The sequence below is a fragment of the Mongoliitalea lutea genome (assembly GCF_014652135.1).
GTDB classification, from domain to species: domain Bacteria; phylum Bacteroidota; class Bacteroidia; order Cytophagales; family Cyclobacteriaceae; genus Mongoliitalea; species Mongoliitalea lutea.
Genome location: NZ_BMYF01000026.1, coordinates 12,600 through 32,888, shown reverse-complemented (window position 1 = coordinate 32,888; position 20,289 = coordinate 12,600). Strand labels below are relative to the sequence as shown.

Below are 20,289 nucleotides of genomic sequence, written 5' to 3'. Positions count from 1 at the left end.
AATTAATCGTTACAGCCTCCGGCATAATTCTTCTGCTGTACCCCTTTACCCATTTCCCATCTCGCGACAGCAGAATAGCCCCTATTCATGGGCTCAATAGTGAATCGGGTGATTTGATCAAAGCCTCCACCTTGTTTAATCGTTTTTCCCAAATCCTTGGAATCTATCAACAGTCCATATTTGTCATACTGTCGGATATAAAAATGAGAGGTTTGAGAACTAGCCCCTTGAGTAAAACTCATGGTAAGGACAATTACACCACCATCATAACAATCCATAATCTTCCCAATCGCAAATTCCTTAGACCCTACTGATGGATGACTTCCGAATTTCACAAATGGTATCGTTTGGATTTCTCTTGCACTCGCTGAATTATAATCAAATGAATATGGGAGAGGTAATTGATTAAAATTGATTTTAAATTCCTTAAAAGCAACTTGTTCATTTTGCTTGACTCTTTCCAGAACAGCTAAAAAATCATCTTGGGAACTTGAAATATCTACCTCTCTAATTATCTTCCCTGTTACTTGTTCTACTTTACGAATTCCATATTTATAATATGTTTGTTTTCCGTCTTCATAGTTTCCTGAATTGTAAAATTGATAGTAGTATTTGTCGTCCGAGCGAACAATAGTCCTAATAAATTCTGTTTTTGGTTGTGGAACAGACTTAGGATAATAGAGCTTTTTCGCTTCTTCTCCTTTGTATGCTTCTTTTTTCCCTGTAACCAAATTCACAAATTGAACAGTTTCTCTTGTATCTCTTCCTCCAGAATAGGCCTCCATCCAATCATCTGGCATATTATGGATATAACTGTACGTATTTTTTACACCCAATTTTTTCTTCTTGTAGGTACTCCCATCAACAAATAAAAACTCACCCTTATCCTTGATAATAACTACTTTATGAAAAACAGGCACTTGGATAAACCCAAAATACTTTTCATGTACAATTTTATCTTTACTTGTATTTTGATCATAAATTGAAACATTGTAATCCCCTGTTGTGGTATAGACCATCTTATTACCATCCACATACCCGTGAAAAATACGCAGCCCATGATTGAATTTTGGGAAATTAATATATTGACCTTGTAATAATGAAAACCGATGAATGGACCCATCCCCATCAGAAAAAACCAACTCCAATAAATAATCATCTACATCAATCAATTTAGAATTCCTATGTGGGTACCTCTTAAAATCACTCATATACGTATCAAAAGATGCCAAGAGCTTACCTGTTTCCATGTCCCATTTGGTAATTCTATCATGAGAAAAAACGACAAATTGACTTTTATCAGGATTAAACCTAACGCCTATGTTTTGATAATGGGTATTCCATGCGTGAGTTACAGCTGCGTTCAACAAGGAGGAGTTGAATAGACAGAGCATGAGGTAAATTACAAAAACTCTTTTCATGATTGTTAGGGCTTTTTTCATTTCTAAAATATTATCGAATTATAGAACCTATCAACGTTACCCTCAGAACTTTCTGAGTCACTGATGTAAGTTACATTGAATAATTTATTCCCATCAATCAATACACGGCGATGTAAATACCCACCCATGTTTGAACTGTAAATTACCGCCGATAACCATGATTTACCACCATGTTCCCAAGTTTTACCTGTACCGACTACCCGATCACCCTCCTGCAAGGCACCCACAATAACATCTGCTTCTATACCTTCCCGTACAGGTTCTTGATAAACTGTAAGACTAAAAAGCACCAGATCCACTTCATTATGAACAATCTGCAGATTTGTATTCGAGCCTGTTGGCTTGACTGTATCACGTACTGCTCCAGGAAACTCTGCTTTAATCCCGAATTCTTTGCTCTCATAAGTGACCCAATTTTGAGAGAATGAGGGTGTTAGGAAAACAATTAATAGTAGGAGTGTTAGGGATAAATTTTTCATGGCTTTTTATTCAAAGTTGATAAGTTTGCCATCTTTATTCAATCCCCTTGCTATGGCATATTCTTATCCGTACTAGTGGGTATAAAATATGATTCACAAGGAAAAAAATAGTAAGTAAAAAGGTTTTTAGTCTTGAATTTGTAGAAGAAAACAAACAAAGCCAATTAGGCTCATTTTGAAACTTGAAAAGGTAAGCTTTTGCCTTAATTTATAAAGTAAAAAAAATCATTTATTGAAAACAACTAACCTCCATAATTCAATTTAAAGAATTCAAAAAAACGCTTGTAAGGGATATACCTTATATTAATTAACAATGTGTTAAATCACCGCAAATTAGTCAACATACAGAGGTCCTGTTAAAATCGCCAAAGCAGTCAGTATCCCTTCTTTAAAATTTCCCAATCGTAGGTTTTCATTTGGTCCATGCTGATTGTTATCAGCATTTACAGTCACTACTGTAACTGCTGGAATATTATTCAATGCATCCACAAATGGCGCTATGGGGAGTGAACCCCCACTGATACGTTTGCGAATAGGTTCTTTGCCAAAAGCTTTCACCATAGCTTGGTTTAACCAAATACCTGGCTCAGAATCAAAAGGAGTTCGGAAGGCTTTATACGAAATGCTTCCCTCCCATTTGATAAGCTTTGGATAAGTGATCCGTTCTTCTTCTGTGGGGTCTTTATCTAATATGTGGTATCCCTGGTCTTGGATGTGTTGACGAATAAGCGCAAATAGACGCTCAGGATCGGATTCGGGAACCAATCGTACATCAATCTCTGCTATTGCCTCTGCCGGGACAATTGTTCTTGCTTCCATACCTACAGAGCCTGAAGAAAACCCACGGATATTTAAACTTGGGTATTGGATGGATTCTTGATAGGTCTCTCCTACTTTATCGAATTCGGCAATCCCGATTTTTCGCATAATCTCTTCATCAATATCAGGTACTTGCCGTAAAATTTCCTTTTCAGCATCCGTCAAAATAATCCCATCGTAAAAACCTGGTATAATCACCCTTCCTTGTTCATCTTTCATGCTGCTTAGCAATTGGGCTAATCTAAAAGCTGGATTCGGCGCATAATTACCATAATGACCACTGTGCTGATCTGCCCGTGGCCCATACATGGTCAAGGTAATTTCCGATATTCCCCTAGCTCCAAAACTCAGGGTTGGTTCATTACTCACATGACGAGGGCCATCCATAATCAACATCATATCAGCCTGCAATTTCGCTGCATTTTTCACCACCGCTGATGCCAAATTCGGAGAACCAATCTCCTCTTCAAAATCTAAGACAACTTTGATGGAATAATCAGGACTAAAACCTACTTCTGAAATAGCATCCCAAGCAGTCAAAAACATCGCTAGAGGCCCTTTATCGTCGGATGCGGAGCGGGCAAAGACTCTCCATTCCGGATCATAATCATTCTCTAAGGTACTCATGGGTATCGTCTCCCAACTACCATTCACATTCCTTTTTTTCAACGTAGGTGTAAATGGTGATGGCTGATCCCACTGCTCAGGAAATACCGCTTGTCCATCCATATGGAAATAAAACAACACTGTCTTGCTAGCTGTGGAATGGATCTTGGAAGCAAGTAATAATGGAAAACCATCTGTACCTAATCGTTCCACCTCCCATTGACGGGCTTGAAAATTTCGCTCACACCATTCCAAATTGGGCCACAATTGCTCAGGGTAATGAGAATCATTGGGAATGGACAGCAATTCATTCAAAATTCCAATACCACGAAGAAAATGTTTATTGGTAAGTTGATGAATATCTGGAGCGGATGTTTGTTGTGCCAAACCATTCCAAGATAAAAGAATGGATAAAGCGATCAGTAGGAAAGGTGTCTTCATCAATAAAGGTTTTAATGATGAAGTTAAGCAAGCATGCTGCAATAGCAAGTCAAAAAATTATTAAAGGCGAAGGAAATAGATAGTTGGTGTGAACACCTATTCAATTGCAGTATTCACACCAACTTTTCATTAGTTCATAAAAGCAAAAGAAACCAACACTGAATCTGTAATTTTCTTGGCCTCTGTCTGCAATACGGGTTCTTCGTAAGCAGCAGTTGCATCCATGGCCATGCCTCTTAAGCGAATGACTGGAGAAAAAGCTTTATCCTGAGTGGAATATTGCACTTTGAACACCTTGATCTCTTCGATCCCCATGGTCTTAGCGATGATTTCTGCCTTGGCCCGCGCATCTTTCAAGGCCATTTGCAGTAATTGCTCCTGCAAAGCTTTCATGGCTTTTTCAGAAACCTGAAACTGTAAATTAAATCCGGACTCTACCGAAGTATGCAAGGCTTCAATTACTTTGGCAAGGTCTTTTTGCGTATCAGAAACGCGCACACGAGCCATTTGAGATGCGATAAACCCAATATCCTGATAAGTGCCATCTTTGTAAATTCTATCCAAATTGACAGTGTAATTTTCGACAAACAGTTCGTGTGTCTGTACACCCGTCTTTTTCAAGGCCTGCTCCAGCGTACGCATGCGCTTGTTCAATTCATTGGTAGCTTCGGCGGAAGTCTTCCCTTTTTGGGACATATTCAGATAAATCAATACTTCATCCGGTTGAATACTGATTTCACTTTTCCCTTCAACCTCAATTAAAGGAATCTGCTGTGCCATTGCTCCCAATAATAGGAACATCCCAGCGATGGTCAAAAGAAGCTTTCTCATAGTCTTGTTGGTTTAACTGATAGACCAAATTCAAAAAGTGGTCCATGCAGCAAATTACCAAGAATATTTAACATGTCTTAAGAAATCAGCTCTTTCCTCCCAAGTCCAACACATCCCGTATCTGATTGATTTCCTGCATCTCCCGATACAATCCATCAAAATCCTCTGATTCAATTTTTTGTTTGAATCCTTGCAAGCAGTCAATGTATTTCCCTAAGGCTTCCAATACATTTCCTTTATTTTCTAAAACGATGGGAGCCCACATAGCGGGAGAACTTTTTGCCAACCGTACGGTAGAAGCAAAACCTGATCCTGCCATATCAAAGATGTTACGATCATCTTCCATTTTGTCTAACACCGTTTTCCCCAACATAAAGGAGGAAATATGGGATAGATGAGAAACAAATGCCAATTGTCTATCATGCTCCTCAGGGTCCATAAAGCGGATTTTCATATTCAAAGCCTCCAAGGCATCATACGCTTTCGCCTTCAGGTGGATATCTGTCTTTTCCATTTCACAAATGATAAAGACTTTTCTGTCCAATAAACTATCAAAAGCAGCTTTAGGACCACTGTACTCTGTACCTGCTATGGGGTGTCCTGCTAAAAACTGCGCACGCTTGGGATGATTTGCCACGGCTTTGCACAATGCTTCTTTGGTAGACCCAAAATCCACCACCAGTGTCTCTGGACCAACTTCATCCAAAGTTTGGATTAAAATCTTCGCCAAGGTATTTGCTGGAGTTGCCAAAATGACTAAATCAGTATCTGCATCTGCCTTTTCTTGAACTTTATCAATGATTCCTAAGGTGAGGGCATCTTTTTGATTTTGAGTATCAATATCAAATCCAGTGATGGAAATTTCTGGTTTGGACTTACGTAATCCTAAGGCAAAAGAGCCTCCTAATAATCCCAAACCTATAATGTGTACTTTTTTCATGCTTGTAATGGTTATCTATAATCGATTGATTGCTTCTTGAATTTTTTCTTCCGTCACACATAAGGAAAAGCGCACATAGCCTTCCCCTTCTGACCCAAAGACTGTTCCTGGGGTGGTGAAAATATTTTTCTCATACAAAAGCTGATCACAAGCTTTTGTTGCTGCAACTCCCTGTGGTAATTGAGCCCAAACAAAAAGCCCAGCTGTATCTCTGCTATATCCCCAGCCCAATTTGTCGAGCAACTGAAAAATGAGCTTTTTGCGAGCTCCGTATTGAGCATTTAATTCTTGATACCAGTCTTTTCCCAACCCAAGCGCTTGCACAGCACCTTCTTGGACCCCTTTTAACATTCCTGAATCCATATTGGATTTGACAGTAGCGATTGCCTGAATCCATTCATGCTTTCCTACCAGCATACCCACTCTCCAACCGGCCATATTACTTGACTTGCTCAAAGAGTTGAGCTCAAGCGCTACTTTTTTAGCTCCTTCTAGCTGAAATATGCTTTTGGGCTGCTCTTCCAAGACATGGCTATAGGGGTTGTCATGAATCAAGACTATTTGATGCTTTTGGCAAAAGGCAAGTAAAGTTTCAAACAACTGCAAATCAGCTTTGGCACCCGTTGGCATATGCGGATAGTTGGCAAACATAATTTTGACCTTACTCAAATCAAGCGCTTCGAGTGCATCAAAATCCGGCCAGTACTTATGACTTACTTTCAAAGCATAAGGTACAGGTTCCGCCTGAAGCAGCCTTGCCACCGAACTATAAGTTGGATATCCAGGATTAGGGATTAGCACCTGATCTCCAGGGTTCAAAAAAGCCAAACTTGCATGCATGATCCCTTCTTTGGAGCCCATTAAGGGCAGGACTTCGCTCGTGTGGTCTACTGTAACTCCATATTGACTTTGGTAAAAATCAGCCATTGCTAGTCTCAAAGCCGGAATACCCTGATAGGCCTGATAGCCATGATTTGCAGGATTCTCAACACTTTGCGTGATTGCTTGAATCACACTTGCATCAGGCATACCATCGGGACTACCAATCCCCATGTGAATGATTGGCTTTCCAGCGGCAATCAAGCCTTGTACTTCTTTCAGTTTTTTGGAAAAATAGTACTCTTCCGTATGTTTCAATCGCTCTGCAAACCCTTTCATACCCGTTGATTTGAATACAGTCCAACCAATAAAAAAGCCTCCATTTCAGACTGAACTTGTGCTATTGCCTGTTCAAAATCCTCCTGTCTTTCAAAAACAGTATCAATAAAAAAGGAATAATTCCAAGGCTGATCAATGACCGGGACGGATTGTATTTTACTCAAATCCAAGCCTGCTTCAGCAAATCGACTGAGCAAACGAGCCAAACTTCCTTTTTGATTGGAAATGGTGATTTTCATAGAGGCTTTGGTAACCGCTGAGTTCCAAGTCGGGGCTTTTTTCTCCAATATAATAAAGCGGGTAAAGTTATTTTTAACTGTTTGGATATCCGCTGCCAGAATATCCAAACCGTAAATCTCAGCAGCCACCTTACTCGCAATTGCTCCTACTCCTGTAAGCCCTTCGTGGGCTATCCTTCTAGCTACCGTTGCAGTATCAATATCATCTATCAATTGGATTTGTGGATATTGCTGAAAAAACTGCTTGCACTGCAACAAAGCCATAGGATGCGAGCGAACCTCTACCAACTCTTTTATTCCCTGACCTGGCAACACGAGTAACTGATGTGCAATAGGCAAATAATACTCCTGTTGGATATATAACCCATACCGATCCAATAATTCATAATTGGGCAAGATGGCCCCTGCAATGGAGTTTTCAATTGCCATCACACTAAAATCGACCTCGCCTTTGGCAAGTGATTTTGCTACCTCTTCAAAGGTTTTGAACTCCTGTATCAGCACCTCAGCCCCAAAAACCTGCATGGCAACTTGATGATGAAAAGATCCCTGAATACCTTGAATCGCTACTTTCATTTCATTCAGAAAATAGAGTTGATGAGGGATACATGCTTCCAAAAACTTGGATAGGATTTATTGACCACCTCAGGATCTTCTATGCTTACGCGCGTTTTGGTCATCAAGGGCATAAAAGCCATTGCCATGCGGTGATCATCATAGGTAGCAATACTCACTTCGATTGGCATCTCTACCGATGGAATTACTGTGAAAGCACCTTCGAACTCCTCCACTAAGGAAGCATTGAATTTGGCAAGCTCTTGTTGCAGAGCAAAAATCCGATCAGTCTCTTTGATGCGAAGACTTTCCAACCCTGTAAATACAGATTTTTGTCCAATAATCGCGCAAGTTACTGCAACCGTCTGAGCCAAATCCGGGCAATGGGTAAAATCAAATGCAGGCAGTCCTTTGACTGCTTGTTTGGTCAATTTGACCCCATCAGCTACAAATTCACTTTTGACACCCAAGGCATCCATAATCCCTACGATGGCAGCGTCTCCTTGCAAACTTTTTTCTTTCAGCCCTTTCAGGAATAACTCTCCTTTATCTGCACAGGCCAATAAACTAAACCAATAACTAGCTCCAGACCAATCCGACTCGACAGCGAAAGTTGTCGGAGAATATGTTTGAGGAGTTACTTTAATTACATTATCTACCCAAGTGTAGGTAATTCCAAATTGCTCCATCAATTGTAAGGTCATCTCGATATACGTACGAGATCCAACTTTTCCCTCCAAGGTCAACTCTAAACCTTGTGGAAGCGTGGGAGCTATCATCAGCAGGGCAGAGATATACTGACTGCTGACATCTCCACGGATAGAAACCTTTCGGGAAACTTGTGTCTGCATTCCATGAACAGCTAGAGGAGGGAACCCTTCTTCATTCATGTAGTGAATTTCCGCGCCTATTGTCCGCAAAGCATCCACCAATATTCCGATAGGGCGTTGACACATACGTGCCGTTCCGGTCATGACCTTGTATTGATTGGTAGCTGCTGCGTAAGCAGTCAAAAAACGCATTGTCGTACCTGCATCCAATACATCCCACACGGGAGGGTTTTCTTTCAACAGTCTGATCATCGTCTGGGTGTCCCTTGCTTCTGCAAGATTACTCAATTGATTATCACCCTCCGTTAAGGCATCTATAATCAAGGCCCGATTACTTTCACTTTTGGAAGAGGGTAAAGGGATTTCTGTATAAGCAAACTCTTCTAACTGTGGCAACAGAACGGATGAATGGGTACTTTGCTTTGAATTCATAGGAGGTTTATACTAAACTTCTGTAACTGGTGATAGCTTCTTTAATTTCTTCGCTGCTGACAGCAATGTCATAATCGCATGCACCTATCTTTCTCAAGAGAGAAAAACGAACACTACTGCCAACATTTTTCTTATCCTGCTTGCATAGAGCAACAATTTCGTCTATTTCTTGCTCCTCAACTAAAATCAATCCGAATATAGTTTTCAGTCGATCGATGATGGCTTGCAGTTCTTCCAACGACAACCCGGCTTTTTGATGTGATAAGAAGGCTTCTGCAATCATCCCCGCCGCTATCGCTTCCCCGTGTAATAAATGCTTAGGGCCATCCAAATAAAAAGACTCGAAAGCATGTCCAATAGTATGCCCATAATTAAGAATTTTGCGGAGACCAGATTCTTTCGGGTCTTTTTCAACCACATCCCGTTTGATCGAGACCGATTTCTCTATAATCGTTCTCCACTCTTGGCTTTCCCAGTCAGCTATTTTCAAGGATTGGAAATAATTGCTATTGGCGATCAATCCATGTTTCAGTACTTCTGCATATCCTGATCGGAGTTCTTCTGGAGCAAGTGTTTTCAAAAAAACATCTGAAACCACTACTGTTTCAGGCTCGGTAAATACACCAATATGGTTTTTATAGCCCTGAAAATCTATTCCCAACTTCCCTCCTACACTAGCATCCACTTGGGACAACAAGGTAGTAGGTACATTGATGAAGCGGATTCCTCTCTTGTAAGTAGCGGCACAAAATCCCCCCATATCTCCAACAACACCCCCACCAAGATTGATAATCAAAGATTTTCTATCAAAACCCTCATTTGTCATCCACTCCCATATCTTGGTACAGGTTTCGAGGTTTTTATGGGTTTCTCCTGCTTGGAAACTGATAAGCGCATGTGTAGGCAAGGACTCCTTGACGAGAGGATAACAATGAAGCACGGTATTGCTATCAGTAATTACCCCAAGACTTGAATAGCCAAACGATTGAATCAAGTACTGTAAATCAGCCGCAGGGTTTTGAGAAAAATGAACGGATTTCAAGATTTATGAATTAGTTGGAACAAGAAAGAACCCTCAGGATCAGCTCAACACATACAATTGCTCGATTGACTGACCCTGAAGATTGATAAGATTACTCTTTTTGTTGGACGAATTTACGCTTTTTTTACGGGTTCGGCCTCTCTGATTTGCTTTTCTTGTCTTTTGACAGACTCTTCGTGAATACAGTAAAGCAATTCTTTCATAAACTTTTCACTGAGGTTTTTGGCTACTCCCTTTTTGGTACGTGACTCCATGACATATTTCCATCGATCAGACTGGAATACAGTCAGATGTCGCTCTCTTTTGTAAGCCCCGATCTGATCTATCATAGAGAATCGCTCTTGCAAGATATCCAACAATTGATCATCCAAGTGATCAACTGCATTTCTCAAATCATTTAAATGTTCGTCTGGATTGATTTCTACCGTATTATCAATGAAATCTATTTGCGATAAGATTTCCTTTAATCGGGCTGGAGTCACCTGCTGTTTGGCATCAGACCAGGCATTGTCCGGGTCATGATGCGTTTCGATCATCAAACCATCCAAACCAAAATTGATTGCCCGCTGAGCTGTTTCCAAAATACCTTCTCTGTTGCCCACAATATGGGATGGATCATTGATTACTTGCATTCCTGGCCACTCCCGCTTCAAGTGTATAGGCATAGACCAATTTGGTTTGTTACGGAAGCGCTTGTCGTAAGAATCGGAAAAACCTCTATGAATACCTGCCAACTTGTTGATACCTACTTTATGGAAGCGCTCCAAGGCCCCTAACCACAACTGTAAATCAGGATTCATGGGGTTTTTGACCATTACAGGGATATCCACACCACGTAAGGCATCTGCGATCTCCTGTACTGCAAAAGGATTGACGGTAGTTCTTGCGCCTACCCACAAGACATCCACCTTATGCTTCAAAGCCATTTCTACGTGTGCGGCATTTCCAACCTCTGTGGTAATTGGAATATTCAAAATATTGCGTACAATTTCCATCCAGGTCAATCCCTCTTCTCCAATACCTTCAAACAATCCCGGTCTCGTACGAGGTTTCCAAATACCTGCACGGAAGATGTCCGGGACAGTATTTTGATTTTTCATTTCCAAACAAACTTTTTCAATTTGTTCAGGTGTCTCGGCACTGCAAGGCCCTGCGATGATGGTATGGCCGCTTAAGCCTAATCCCCAGTCTTTGATTTGTAAGTGGTCACTCATGATGAATTGGTGTTTAATGCAAAAAGCCCGACTCTTTCGAATCGGGCTTTTTTTGTGGTTATATTTCTTTTTAGTTTTTTACCAAGCAATAAGCAGCTCCGATTCGACTTTCCAGACGAAAATAAAAGTAAAAGAAAGTAAAATATGTAAGTGCTGCGATTAACATGTTTCAAATGTAGGCGACTGATTTTTAAAAACAAATTTATTTTCGAATATTTTTTTTAAAATTATTACAAGAAAAGTCGCCCAACGATACAAAACCAATAATTAAAATCCCATCCCCTTGAAATACGGAAGAATATTTGGGATTTGAGAAATGGTCTAACTTTTAGCGGTAAATTTTAAAAGAAAATTTGCCCCACCGAATCAATCAAAATAATTAAAACCATTAAACACGATCAATGGACCAAAATCAAAATTTTATTTCGTTTTAACAAAATTCAACATAGCTATAAGTATGCAATACAATCCTCCCACAATAGCTTAAGTCAATCCATAAATTAAATACATTTTATCCATAAAAAACTTTCATAGTTTAATCGGGTATAAAAATTATTCAATTTTAAACCTAAAACCACTGATACCGTATCACCAAACAACAAACCAACTTAAATAACCAAGATTATGAAAGCATTACTCACCACAGCCATTTGCGCAATCTTGAGCACCGGAATGGTGCATGCGTCAGAAGACGAGTTGCGTGCATTAACCAATGTGAGTGCCAAAGATCAGCGTGTGAAAGTAGCCCTTAGAGAAGGAGCTGGAAAAGTAAGAATTAGTATTCTCGATGAAAACGGTCGTTATTTATATCAAAAGCGTGTGAAAGCAGATAAAGATCTGAAGCAACCATTCAATCTTTCACAGTTACCAGAGGGTGAATATCAGGTAAAAATCAGAAGAGCAGATAATCCGGAGGAGAAGTTGATCCATACCATAGTCAATAAGGCTCCCCTGCCTGCTCCAAATCCATTAGTTGCTTTTGGTAGAATATTGGACGATAACTCAGTCAGATTGAAAGTAATTGGTCTTGAAGAGCCAGGGGTGTCAATCCGAATCACAGATGCATTTGGAAGGAATGTACACAGTGAATTTGTAGATCATCCAGAGGGATTCAGTAGAATTTACCATTTAAGAAATGTAGATCCATCAGGTTTAGCGATATCATTGAGAGATACTGCAGGTAGAAGTAAAACGATTCTATTGTAATAAGTGAAAGAGGCTCAAATGAGCCTCTTTTTTATTACCCTTACCGATATTCAAATTCCATTTGTCGATTTAGTGGTTTATCAGTTTATTAGCAGTCAGAAAACTAAACCCAAAAGACTTTATGGATATCGCATTTAACCAAAATGAAGATCAAATCAAGCAATTACTTTTTAAGCTACAGCATAAGACAGAAGTGGTCAAACTCGGTGGTGGCAAATCCCGGATAGCCAAAGAGCACGAAAAAGGAAAACTAACAGCACGAGAAAGAATCACCTACTTATTGGATGAAGGAACTGAACATTTAGAGGTTGGGGCTTTCGCAGCAGACGGCATGTATGAAGAGGAAGGCGGTTGCCCCTCAGCCGGTGTAGTATCTGTGATTGGTTATGTACAAGGGAGAATGTGTATGGTCGTAGCTAATGATGCTACTGTGAAGGCAGGTGCATGGTTTCCTATGACTGCCAAAAAGAACCTACGAGCTCAGGAAATCGCCATGGAAAACAGGCTGCCTATCATTTATTTGGTAGATAGTGCAGGTGTATTTTTACCTATGCAAAATGAAATTTTTCCTGATAAAGAGCATTTTGGACGACAATTTAGAAATAATGCTAAAATGTCTGCCATGGGGATCATTCAGGTAGCTGCAATTATGGGAAGTTGTGTGGCAGGTGGTGCGTATCTACCGATCATGTCCGATGAAGCCATGATTGTGGATAAAACAGGGTCTATTTTCCTTGCCGGTTCATACTTGGTGCGGGCAGCAATCGGTGAGGTGGTTGACAATGAAACCTTAGGTGGAGCGACTACCCACTGTGAAATATCTGGTGTAACGGATAACAAATATGATAGTGACCAAGAGTGTTTGGATGCTATCAAAAACATTTTCAATAAGATTGGTCATTTCGAGAAAGCTGGATTTGACCGCATTGAAGCTCAAAAACCAGCTTTAGACGAAAAAGAGCTATATGGTGTTTTCCCAGCAGACAGAGTAAAACCATACGATATGCTTGATGTATTGAAGCGAATCGTTGACAATTCGGAACTGGAGGAATACAAAAAAGATTACGGCAAAACATTGATCTGTGCCACCGCAAGAATTGACGGTTGGGCAGTTGGAATCATCGCCAATCAGCGGAAGATTGTGAAAAACAAAAAAGGCGAGATGCAGATGGGTGGCGTGATTTATTCAGATTCTGCTGACAAAGCGGCCCGCTTCATCATGAACTGCAATCAACGCCGCATTCCTTTGGTTTTTGTGCAGGATGTTTCAGGATTTATGGTCGGCAGTAAGGCAGAGCATGGAGGCATCATTAAAGATGGAGCTAAAATGGTGAATGCCATGGCCAACTCTGTAGTTCCTAAGTTTACCATCATCGTAGGAAACTCCTATGGAGCAGGAAACTATGCCATGTGCGGAAAGGCGTATGACCCACGATTGATTTACAGTTGGCCTACAGCTCAGATGGCTGTCATGAGCGGAGCATCTGCTGCCAAAACACTGCTTCAAATTAAAGTGGCATCCTTGAAAAAATCAGGTCAGGAAATCACTCCAGAAGCCGAACAGCAATTACTTCAGGAAATTACCGCCAAATACAATGAGGAGCTGAGTCCTTATTATGCAGCATCTAGGCTTTGGGTGGATGGCGTGATTGATCCTTTGGAGACCCGAAAAGTCATCAGCATGGGAATTGAAGCAGCCAATCATGCCCCTATCACCGAACGATTCAATGTAGGCGTGATCCAAACTTAATTTTATGGCTTTTGGTTAAAAGTTTATAAGCGCTTTTGCGTATATTATCTGAGTAATCAAGAATTCATGGACAAACTTACCGATAGCGAACTGCATGCCCTTGTTTCATTATTGGATGATACGGATTGGGAAGTAAAATCCCATGTAAAAGATCGCCTCGTGTCCATTGGGCAGGAGGTGATCCCATTCTTGGAAAAGAAATGGGAAGATTGCTTCAATCCAGAACTGCAGCGAGAAATTGAGGAGTTAGTGCATACCTTACAGTTTTCTCAATTAAAGACCCGGCTACTGAATTGGAAAAACAGCCCTGATCAGGACCTGCTTACAGGACTTTGGCTGATCAATACCTATCAGTACCCCGATTTGGAGTTTAAAAAGCTTCAAACCGAAATGAATCAGATTTACTTCGAAGTATGGACTGCTTTCAAAAATGATTTGCAGCCCTACGAACAGGTAAAAATCATGAATTCCATCTTGTTCAACCATTTTAAGTTCTCAGCAAATACCAAAAACTTCCACTCCCCTGCTAACAGCATGCTTTCGGCTGTCTTGGAAACAAAGAAAGGCAACCCCATTTCGCTTTGCTGCATCTACCTATTGGTTGCCCAAAAACTGGGTATCCCCATCTATGGAGTGAACCTCCCCAACTTATTTATTCTTACCTACAAAACAGAAGAAGTCCGCTTTTACATCAATGCTTTTAACAAAGGGGTGGTTTTTACCAAAAAAGACATCACTAACTACTTGGAGCATTTGAATATAGCTCCGGAAGAGGCATTCTATGAACCATGTAGCAATATGGCTATTATCAAACGGTTTTTGAGAAACTTGTATTTGACGTTTGAAAAGTTTGGGGAAAGCGAAAAAATGCAGGAAATAAAGGAGCTTACCGAAATTCTGGAAGATTAAGCACTTAAAAGCCCACGTATCGAACGTTACAACCTACAGGCCTACTAGATGCAGGACTTGGATTTCTGCGGTTGGTAATAGATGTAAGTGCGTTTTCCAAATACTTCAAGTTTGCATTAGCTGCTACCTGAGGATTATTATCAATCGCTCCTCTGTAGGCTATGGACGCACCAGTTGGACTGAAGGTAATTACCACTACTTCAGGTAATTTAGTGATTTCAAAGGAACGGCTGACTTCCTGACTGACATCCATCAAAAATGGGAACTTCATTCCTTTGGACTCAACCCGCTGTTTGATTTTCTCTTCCGATTCCTCTTCATCAAAACCCACCAAAGGATTGATCAAGACAAATGAAATATTTTGGGCTGAGAAGGTATTGTGAAGTGCGATTAAGCGATCTTCATACAAGCGACTAAATGGACAATTCAATCCTGTAAAAACCAATACCAATGCAGTTTGCTTATTGAACTGCTCAAGAGTATACTCCTGACCATCCACAGCATTGATCAGTGTAAAATCATCCACTCGCTGGGCTTTGGCTGTTGTAAGCGCTAGCAGGAATAAGGTTACAATTACAAGGTATCGCTTCATTGTTTGGGTCTTTATTTTGGTATGAACAAATATACTACCAAACTGTATAAGTCAGTACAAACTCCCCTTCTTGGATCATTTTGACAGTATAATGATGGTCTGAAAATTCCGTGCCCACAATCCTGCCCTTGATGATTTCAGAGGTTACTTCAAATGGTTCCAAAACAATATTATCCTTCAGACTTACTCCTCTTTTTCCCTGACATTTGAAAATAGACTCTTTGGCTGACCAGGCAATGGTGTGCAAAAGTTCATCTTTACCCAAAAAGTCCATCTCCTGTTCACACAGGAATTTGGGCGCTAGACGAACAATTTTAGGCCGGATATAATCCAGATCAATTCCCACAGGCATATCTCGGTGAAAAATGGCCGCAGCAAGATTTTTGGTATGCGTTAGGGAAACATACCCATACCCATCCATTGGGTGAGATTTTCCAAATTCATCTTTAAAAAATCCAGGGTAAGGCATAGAAATACCATCTAATGCCTCTTTGACGGCCATTCTGGCACTTTTCCATTCCATTCTTTTGGAGTCTCGGGATATATTGGCCATTGAAAGCTTTTCTCTGAAACTCAAAAAATCCATTCCATTATCAGATATATCTTCAATATTCTTTACAGCATAGGCTGATAAAGGACTTATTTTTTCTATTTTTGTTTGCATAGGCCCTTGCGGGGTTGTTTACATATCGTTGCAATTTATGTTAAAAATTCAAGTTAATAAACTCCATAGCCTCACCGGTCACAATGATTGTATCTACGCACTGACGGAAGGACCCGATCCGCGATTCTTTTACACGGGTTCGGGGGATGGAATGGTCGTGGAATGGGATCTAGATAATCCTAGAGACGGAAAATTGATGGCAAAAGTAGGGCATTCTGTGTATGCTCTGGAGATTGATAAAGAACGTAACCTGTTGTTTATAGGCCATAATTTTGAAGGAATACATGTCATAGACCTGGAAAACAGCAAAGAATTATGGTCCCTCAAAATGACCGATCAATCCATATTTGATATCAAAGCTATTGGAAATGAACTCTATGTCGGAACAGGTGATGGGATTATTCATATTATTGATATAGAGCAGCGTGCTGTAAAAAAACATATAAAAATCAGCAAAAAAAGTGTTCGTATATTGGCTATCGATCCAAGCAGGAGACAACTAGCCGCGGGACTCAGTGATCATAGTATCAAAATCATCAATTTGGCTGACCATAGCCCCATATACAGCTTGGATGCGCATAATAATTCCGTATTTGGATTAGCGTATGCCCCGAATAAACCCATGCTGGTATCGGGTGGACGGGATGCTTACATGAATATTTGGGATACAGAAAAATATTATCTGCAAGAATCCATCGTTGCCCATATGTTCGCCATCAATTACATTTCCTTCCGAGAAGATGGGAAGTATTATGTAACCTGTAGCATGGACAAATCCATCAAAGTATGGGATGCCGAAACACATCGATTACTCAAAGTGATTGACAAAGCCCGCTATGCAGGACATGGCACATCGATCAACAAAGTACTCTGGAGTACTTACAACCAATCCATCGTCTCTATCAGCGATGACCGCACCATTTCAATCTGGCAAGTAGAACTTTAAAAACACCATGAAAATAACCTCAGCCGAAATCAAAGATAAAACCTTCGAAAAAATCTTCAGAGGATACGATAAAGATGAAGTAAGCAGCTTTTTAGCTATCGTAGCAAAGGATTACGAGAGTCTTTTGGAAGAAAAATCCAAGTTGGAAGGAGAACTCGCCAAAGCTCAAGCGGAAGCCAATAAACTCAAGCAGGTGGAAGAATCCCTTTTCCGAACCTTAAAAACTGCTGAAGACACTGGTGCCAGTATCATTGAAGAAGCAACGAGCGCTGCTGACGAAATCATGGGTGCTGCCAAAGAAAATTCTGAGGGTATGCTCATCGATGCACAACGCAAAGCACATACAATCGTAGAAGAAGCAGAAAAGAAAGCTAAGCAAATCTTGGAGGGAGTCAAGGCAGACGTGACTGGACTCATACGTAATTATGAGCATTTGATAAGCCAGCGTGAGTTAATTTTAAGAAACCTCCACAAACTCACGGATGATATCCAAGATAACATCACAGTTTCCAATGAGACTTTTAAAAAAGTAAATCTATCGGTTTACGAGGAAATGGTCCAAAACTTTGCTAAACCAAAAACGGCCATCATCCTACCTGATGAAACATTGGTCGAAAAAGAGGAAGTTGTTGTTTTTGTAAAAGAGGAAGTTTCACAAGAAGTAACTTTGGAAGTGAGTAGTGAGCTTTCGGAAGAGGAACTAAACCAGCCAGAAACTCTTACCGAAGAAACAGAAGAATTAACTGCTTCTGAAGATTCAATTACAGAAGAAATCGAAGAGGTCATTACAGAGGAACTGGAAGAGAATTTCGAGCCCGAAGAGAAAAAAGAGCCAATAGCGGAAGTTCCGTCTGAACCAGCGGAGGATAAAAAGAAAAAAGGGGGATCATTCTTTGATCAGTTTGACTAATGGGAATTGTACGCTTAGAGGGTGCTTCATTTTATGCTTACCACGGGGTATTTCCAGAAGAGAACAAACTTGGCAATCTCTTTTTGGTGGACATCACGGTAAACTATAAGTTTAAAAAAGCTATGACAGAGGATGACTTGGAAGGCACGGTAGATTACGGTAAACTCTATGAAATCACTGCCAAACGCATGCAAACACCTGTCAAACTTTTAGAGCATCTTGCACATCTGATCATTGAAGATGCTGTAGCAGTATATCCCCAAATACAAACAATAGCTATCACGATAAAAAAACAACAACCCGCTGTGGGAGGCTTGGTCAACTTTTCCTCCGTAACGGTACAGTATCCAGAAGACTATGCATAAATTTTCGATGATATTCTTGGCCTATATGGCTTCGATTTGGACTACGCAGGCACAGACTACACCTTTTACTGTGTTCAATAACAAGGGAGAACAAGTAAACTTCGAAGCGATTATTGAGGAGTCAAAATCTGCTCAATTGATATTTTTCGGCGAACTGCATAACAATACCATGGTCCATTGGCTTCAGTTACAACTGCTGAAAGCATTACAGCCAGAAAACGAAAAACTGATGCTTGCAGGGGAGTTTTTTGAGCGGGATGACCAATTGACTATTGATGAGTGGATGGCAGGATGGATGACCGACAAAACCTTTGAAACAGAATCCAAGCTATGGAATAACTATGCGACGGATTACAAACCCTTAATGCTTTTTGCCAAAACCAATACTATCCCATTTATTGCGTCTAACATACCAAGAAAATATGCTTCTTTAGTCAGCAGAGAAGGTTTAGAAGGACTGGAAAAACTCAGTGAAGATGCCAAACGATTTATTGCGCCACTTCCTGTCACAGTGGACAGGACATTGCCTGCTTATGCTGCCATGAAGGAGATGATGCATGGTAGTTCTATGAATTTGGACTTCATGATCGATGCCCAAGCTATCAAGGATGCGACAATGGCTTATTCCATGCAAGAGTATTTAGAAAAAGGGCATCAAGTTTTGCATATAAACGGCTCTTATCATAGCAATTTCTATGAAGGCATTGTTTGGTATGTTCGCCAACAATTTCCTAACCTTCCAATCCTTACCATCAATACGGTAGAACAGGCTGATTTATCCAGTATTGATGAGCGCACTAGGCAAAGTGCGGACTTTATTATCGTCACACCTACAGACATACCCAAAAGTTATTAAGCAAGTATGTATTCCAAAGCTGAGTTAGCGAACATACGGAAGGAATTTTGGACGACATTTGGGCTGTATATGAAACCTGTACCTTCTGCATTTGGACACAGCCGTATGAATTGGCAGAATTACAAAACAGGTGTCAAAGACATCTATTTTCGTATGAAGGCAGAACGGGAGTTTGTTTCCATAGGCATAGAAATCACCCATAAAGACGAAGAATTGCAGGCGCTATTTTTTCAGCAATTCGAACAGTTTCGAAAACTATTAGAAGCAGAAACCCAAGAAGTGTGGGATTGGGAATTGCATGCAAGCGATGATTTTGGGCAAACGTACTCCTACATCCAATGCTATCAAGCAAATTTAAACGTACTCAACAAAGACCATTGGCCAGCTATCATCTCCTTTCTCAAACCAAGAATCATGGCCTTGGACCGCTTTTGGGAAAATATCAAGCCGGGATTTGAGGAATGAAAGGGTGAAGGTAAGAAGGATGAGGGATGAAGGATGAAGGATCAATAGAATCTAGAAGCGAGAAGCGAGAGATTAGACTCAAGCAGAAGCGATTGACACAAGAATCAAGACAGGGGTGAAAGGAAATATGCTTGCGCGAAATAAAGTTGAAATATGCCTACGGCAAAATATTGATGGCTTGTAGATAAGAGAATTATGCTTTAAAAAAGTGTCAAGTATTTTCAGGAAGAGACAAGGAGGAAGGTTTTTTACTCACTTTTCAAAACTAATACCTCCTTTAATGCCGGGGCTTGAAAGCCACGGCAATTGATTGGCGGATTCTTTTTCAAAACATCTGAATTTCAAACAATAACAGTCAATTTATCACTGGGTTGAAACCCACGAACGAAAGATTAAACAATTCATTCTTAATTATTCATTCCTCATTCCCAATTCAACTATTCCCTGCCAATGCCGGGGCTTGAAAGCCACGGCAATTGATTGGCGGATTCCTTTTTAAAGCCTCTGAATTTGAGACAATAACATTCAATTCATTACTGGGTTAAAACCCACAAACGAAAGTTTCAACTAACTGTTTACTAATTACTAATCACTTAAT

General features: G+C 40.4%; 20 protein-coding genes. 8 read left to right on the top strand and 12 right to left on the bottom strand.

Annotated features, from left to right (window positions below; translation table 11 throughout):
- Window positions 1-2: 2 nt before the first annotated feature.
- The 10 genes from IE080_RS17435 to IE080_RS17390 all read right to left on the bottom strand — a co-directional run bounded on the left by IE080_RS17435 (window position 3) and on the right by IE080_RS17390 (window position 11,028).
- Window positions 3-1,421: a WD40 repeat domain-containing protein gene (locus IE080_RS17435; RefSeq protein ID WP_189585799.1), complete on the bottom strand. Its 1,419-nt coding sequence runs from the start codon at window positions 1,419-1,421 to the stop codon at window positions 3-5.
- 23 nt (window positions 1,422-1,444) lie between these two features.
- Window positions 1,445-1,921, bottom strand: a complete 477-nt coding sequence (locus tag IE080_RS17430) for a hypothetical protein (protein WP_189585796.1) — start codon at window positions 1,919-1,921, stop codon at window positions 1,445-1,447.
- 333 nt (window positions 1,922-2,254) lie between these two features.
- Window positions 2,255-3,787 (bottom strand): M20/M25/M40 family metallo-hydrolase, encoded by a 1,533-nt coding sequence (locus tag IE080_RS17425; protein ID WP_189585793.1) that lies wholly within the window; start codon window positions 3,785-3,787, stop codon window positions 2,255-2,257.
- A 129-nt stretch (window positions 3,788-3,916) separates the two neighbouring features.
- Complete coding sequence (locus IE080_RS17420; protein ID WP_189585790.1) at window positions 3,917-4,618, bottom strand: SIMPL domain-containing protein; 702 nt, start codon at window positions 4,616-4,618, stop codon at window positions 3,917-3,919.
- Window positions 4,619-4,703: 85 nt separating this feature from the next.
- Window positions 4,704-5,558, bottom strand: coding sequence for a prephenate dehydrogenase (locus tag IE080_RS17415; RefSeq protein ID WP_189585787.1), 855 nt, complete (start codon window positions 5,556-5,558; stop codon window positions 4,704-4,706).
- 15 nt (window positions 5,559-5,573) lie between these two features.
- On the bottom strand, window positions 5,574-6,716 hold the full coding sequence (locus IE080_RS17410; RefSeq protein WP_189585784.1) for a pyridoxal phosphate-dependent aminotransferase: 1,143 nt from the start codon (window positions 6,714-6,716) through the stop codon (window positions 5,574-5,576).
- Window positions 6,713-7,531, bottom strand: coding sequence for a prephenate dehydratase (locus IE080_RS17405; protein WP_189585780.1), 819 nt, complete (start codon window positions 7,529-7,531; stop codon window positions 6,713-6,715). The genes IE080_RS17410 and IE080_RS17405 overlap by 4 nt, the downstream gene beginning before the upstream one ends.
- A 5-nt stretch (window positions 7,532-7,536) precedes the next feature.
- Window positions 7,537-8,772 (bottom strand): 3-phosphoshikimate 1-carboxyvinyltransferase, encoded by a 1,236-nt coding sequence (locus IE080_RS17400; RefSeq protein ID WP_189585777.1) that lies wholly within the window; start codon window positions 8,770-8,772, stop codon window positions 7,537-7,539.
- 7 nt (window positions 8,773-8,779) lie between these two features.
- Window positions 8,780-9,814: a 3-dehydroquinate synthase gene (gene aroB, locus IE080_RS17395; RefSeq protein WP_189585775.1), complete on the bottom strand. Its 1,035-nt coding sequence runs from the start codon at window positions 9,812-9,814 to the stop codon at window positions 8,780-8,782.
- Window positions 9,815-9,927: 113 nt separating this feature from the next.
- Window positions 9,928-11,028 (bottom strand): chorismate mutase, encoded by a 1,101-nt coding sequence (locus tag IE080_RS17390; RefSeq protein ID WP_189585772.1) that lies wholly within the window; start codon window positions 11,026-11,028, stop codon window positions 9,928-9,930.
- A 624-nt stretch (window positions 11,029-11,652) separates the two neighbouring features.
- On the opposite strand from IE080_RS17390, the gene IE080_RS17385 reads away from it, so the two are divergent.
- From IE080_RS17385 to IE080_RS17375, 3 genes are all read left to right on the top strand, one after another.
- The gene (locus IE080_RS17385) at window positions 11,653-12,234 is read left to right on the top strand and encodes a T9SS type A sorting domain-containing protein (protein WP_189585770.1); all 582 of its coding nucleotides are present in this window, start codon (window positions 11,653-11,655) and stop codon (window positions 12,232-12,234) included.
- 121 nt (window positions 12,235-12,355) lie between these two features.
- A complete protein-coding gene (locus tag IE080_RS17380; RefSeq protein WP_189585767.1) occupies window positions 12,356-13,984 on the top strand; it encodes an acyl-CoA carboxylase subunit beta in 1,629 nt (542 codons plus the stop codon).
- 66 nt (window positions 13,985-14,050) lie between these two features.
- Window positions 14,051-14,893 (top strand): transglutaminase-like domain-containing protein, encoded by an 843-nt coding sequence (locus IE080_RS17375; protein WP_189585764.1) that lies wholly within the window; start codon window positions 14,051-14,053, stop codon window positions 14,891-14,893.
- Window positions 14,894-14,897: 4 nt separating this feature from the next.
- Here the strand turns inward: IE080_RS17375 and IE080_RS17370 are convergent, their stop codons facing one another.
- A complete protein-coding gene (locus tag IE080_RS17370; RefSeq protein WP_189585761.1) occupies window positions 14,898-15,485 on the bottom strand; it encodes a redoxin domain-containing protein in 588 nt (195 codons plus the stop codon).
- Between the two features lie 34 nt (window positions 15,486-15,519).
- On the bottom strand, window positions 15,520-16,149 hold the full coding sequence (locus IE080_RS17365) for a 4'-phosphopantetheinyl transferase family protein (protein ID WP_189585757.1): 630 nt from the start codon (window positions 16,147-16,149) through the stop codon (window positions 15,520-15,522).
- 37 nt (window positions 16,150-16,186) lie between these two features.
- Here IE080_RS17365 and IE080_RS17360 point away from each other — a divergent pair, with 37 nt between their 5' ends.
- Genes IE080_RS17360 through IE080_RS17340 form a run of 5 tightly spaced genes read left to right on the top strand, consistent with a single transcriptional unit; the run spans window position 16,187 to window position 19,691 of the window.
- Window positions 16,187-17,095, top strand: a complete 909-nt coding sequence (locus tag IE080_RS17360; protein ID WP_189585754.1) for a WD40 repeat domain-containing protein — start codon at window positions 16,187-16,189, stop codon at window positions 17,093-17,095.
- Window positions 17,096-17,102: 7 nt separating this feature from the next.
- The gene (locus tag IE080_RS17355) at window positions 17,103-18,005 is read left to right on the top strand and encodes a DivIVA domain-containing protein (RefSeq protein ID WP_189585751.1); all 903 of its coding nucleotides are present in this window, start codon (window positions 17,103-17,105) and stop codon (window positions 18,003-18,005) included.
- Window positions 18,005-18,370: a dihydroneopterin aldolase gene (gene folB / locus IE080_RS17350; protein ID WP_189585747.1), complete on the top strand. Its 366-nt coding sequence runs from the start codon at window positions 18,005-18,007 to the stop codon at window positions 18,368-18,370. Before IE080_RS17355 ends, folB begins: the two co-directional genes overlap by 1 nt.
- Window positions 18,363-19,226: a ChaN family lipoprotein gene (locus IE080_RS17345; RefSeq protein ID WP_229800713.1), complete on the top strand. Its 864-nt coding sequence runs from the start codon at window positions 18,363-18,365 to the stop codon at window positions 19,224-19,226. Before folB ends, IE080_RS17345 begins: the two co-directional genes overlap by 8 nt.
- Before the next feature lie 6 nt (window positions 19,227-19,232).
- The gene (locus IE080_RS17340; RefSeq protein WP_189585744.1) at window positions 19,233-19,691 is read left to right on the top strand and encodes a DUF4268 domain-containing protein; all 459 of its coding nucleotides are present in this window, start codon (window positions 19,233-19,235) and stop codon (window positions 19,689-19,691) included.
- Window positions 19,692-20,289 lie beyond the last annotated feature (598 nt).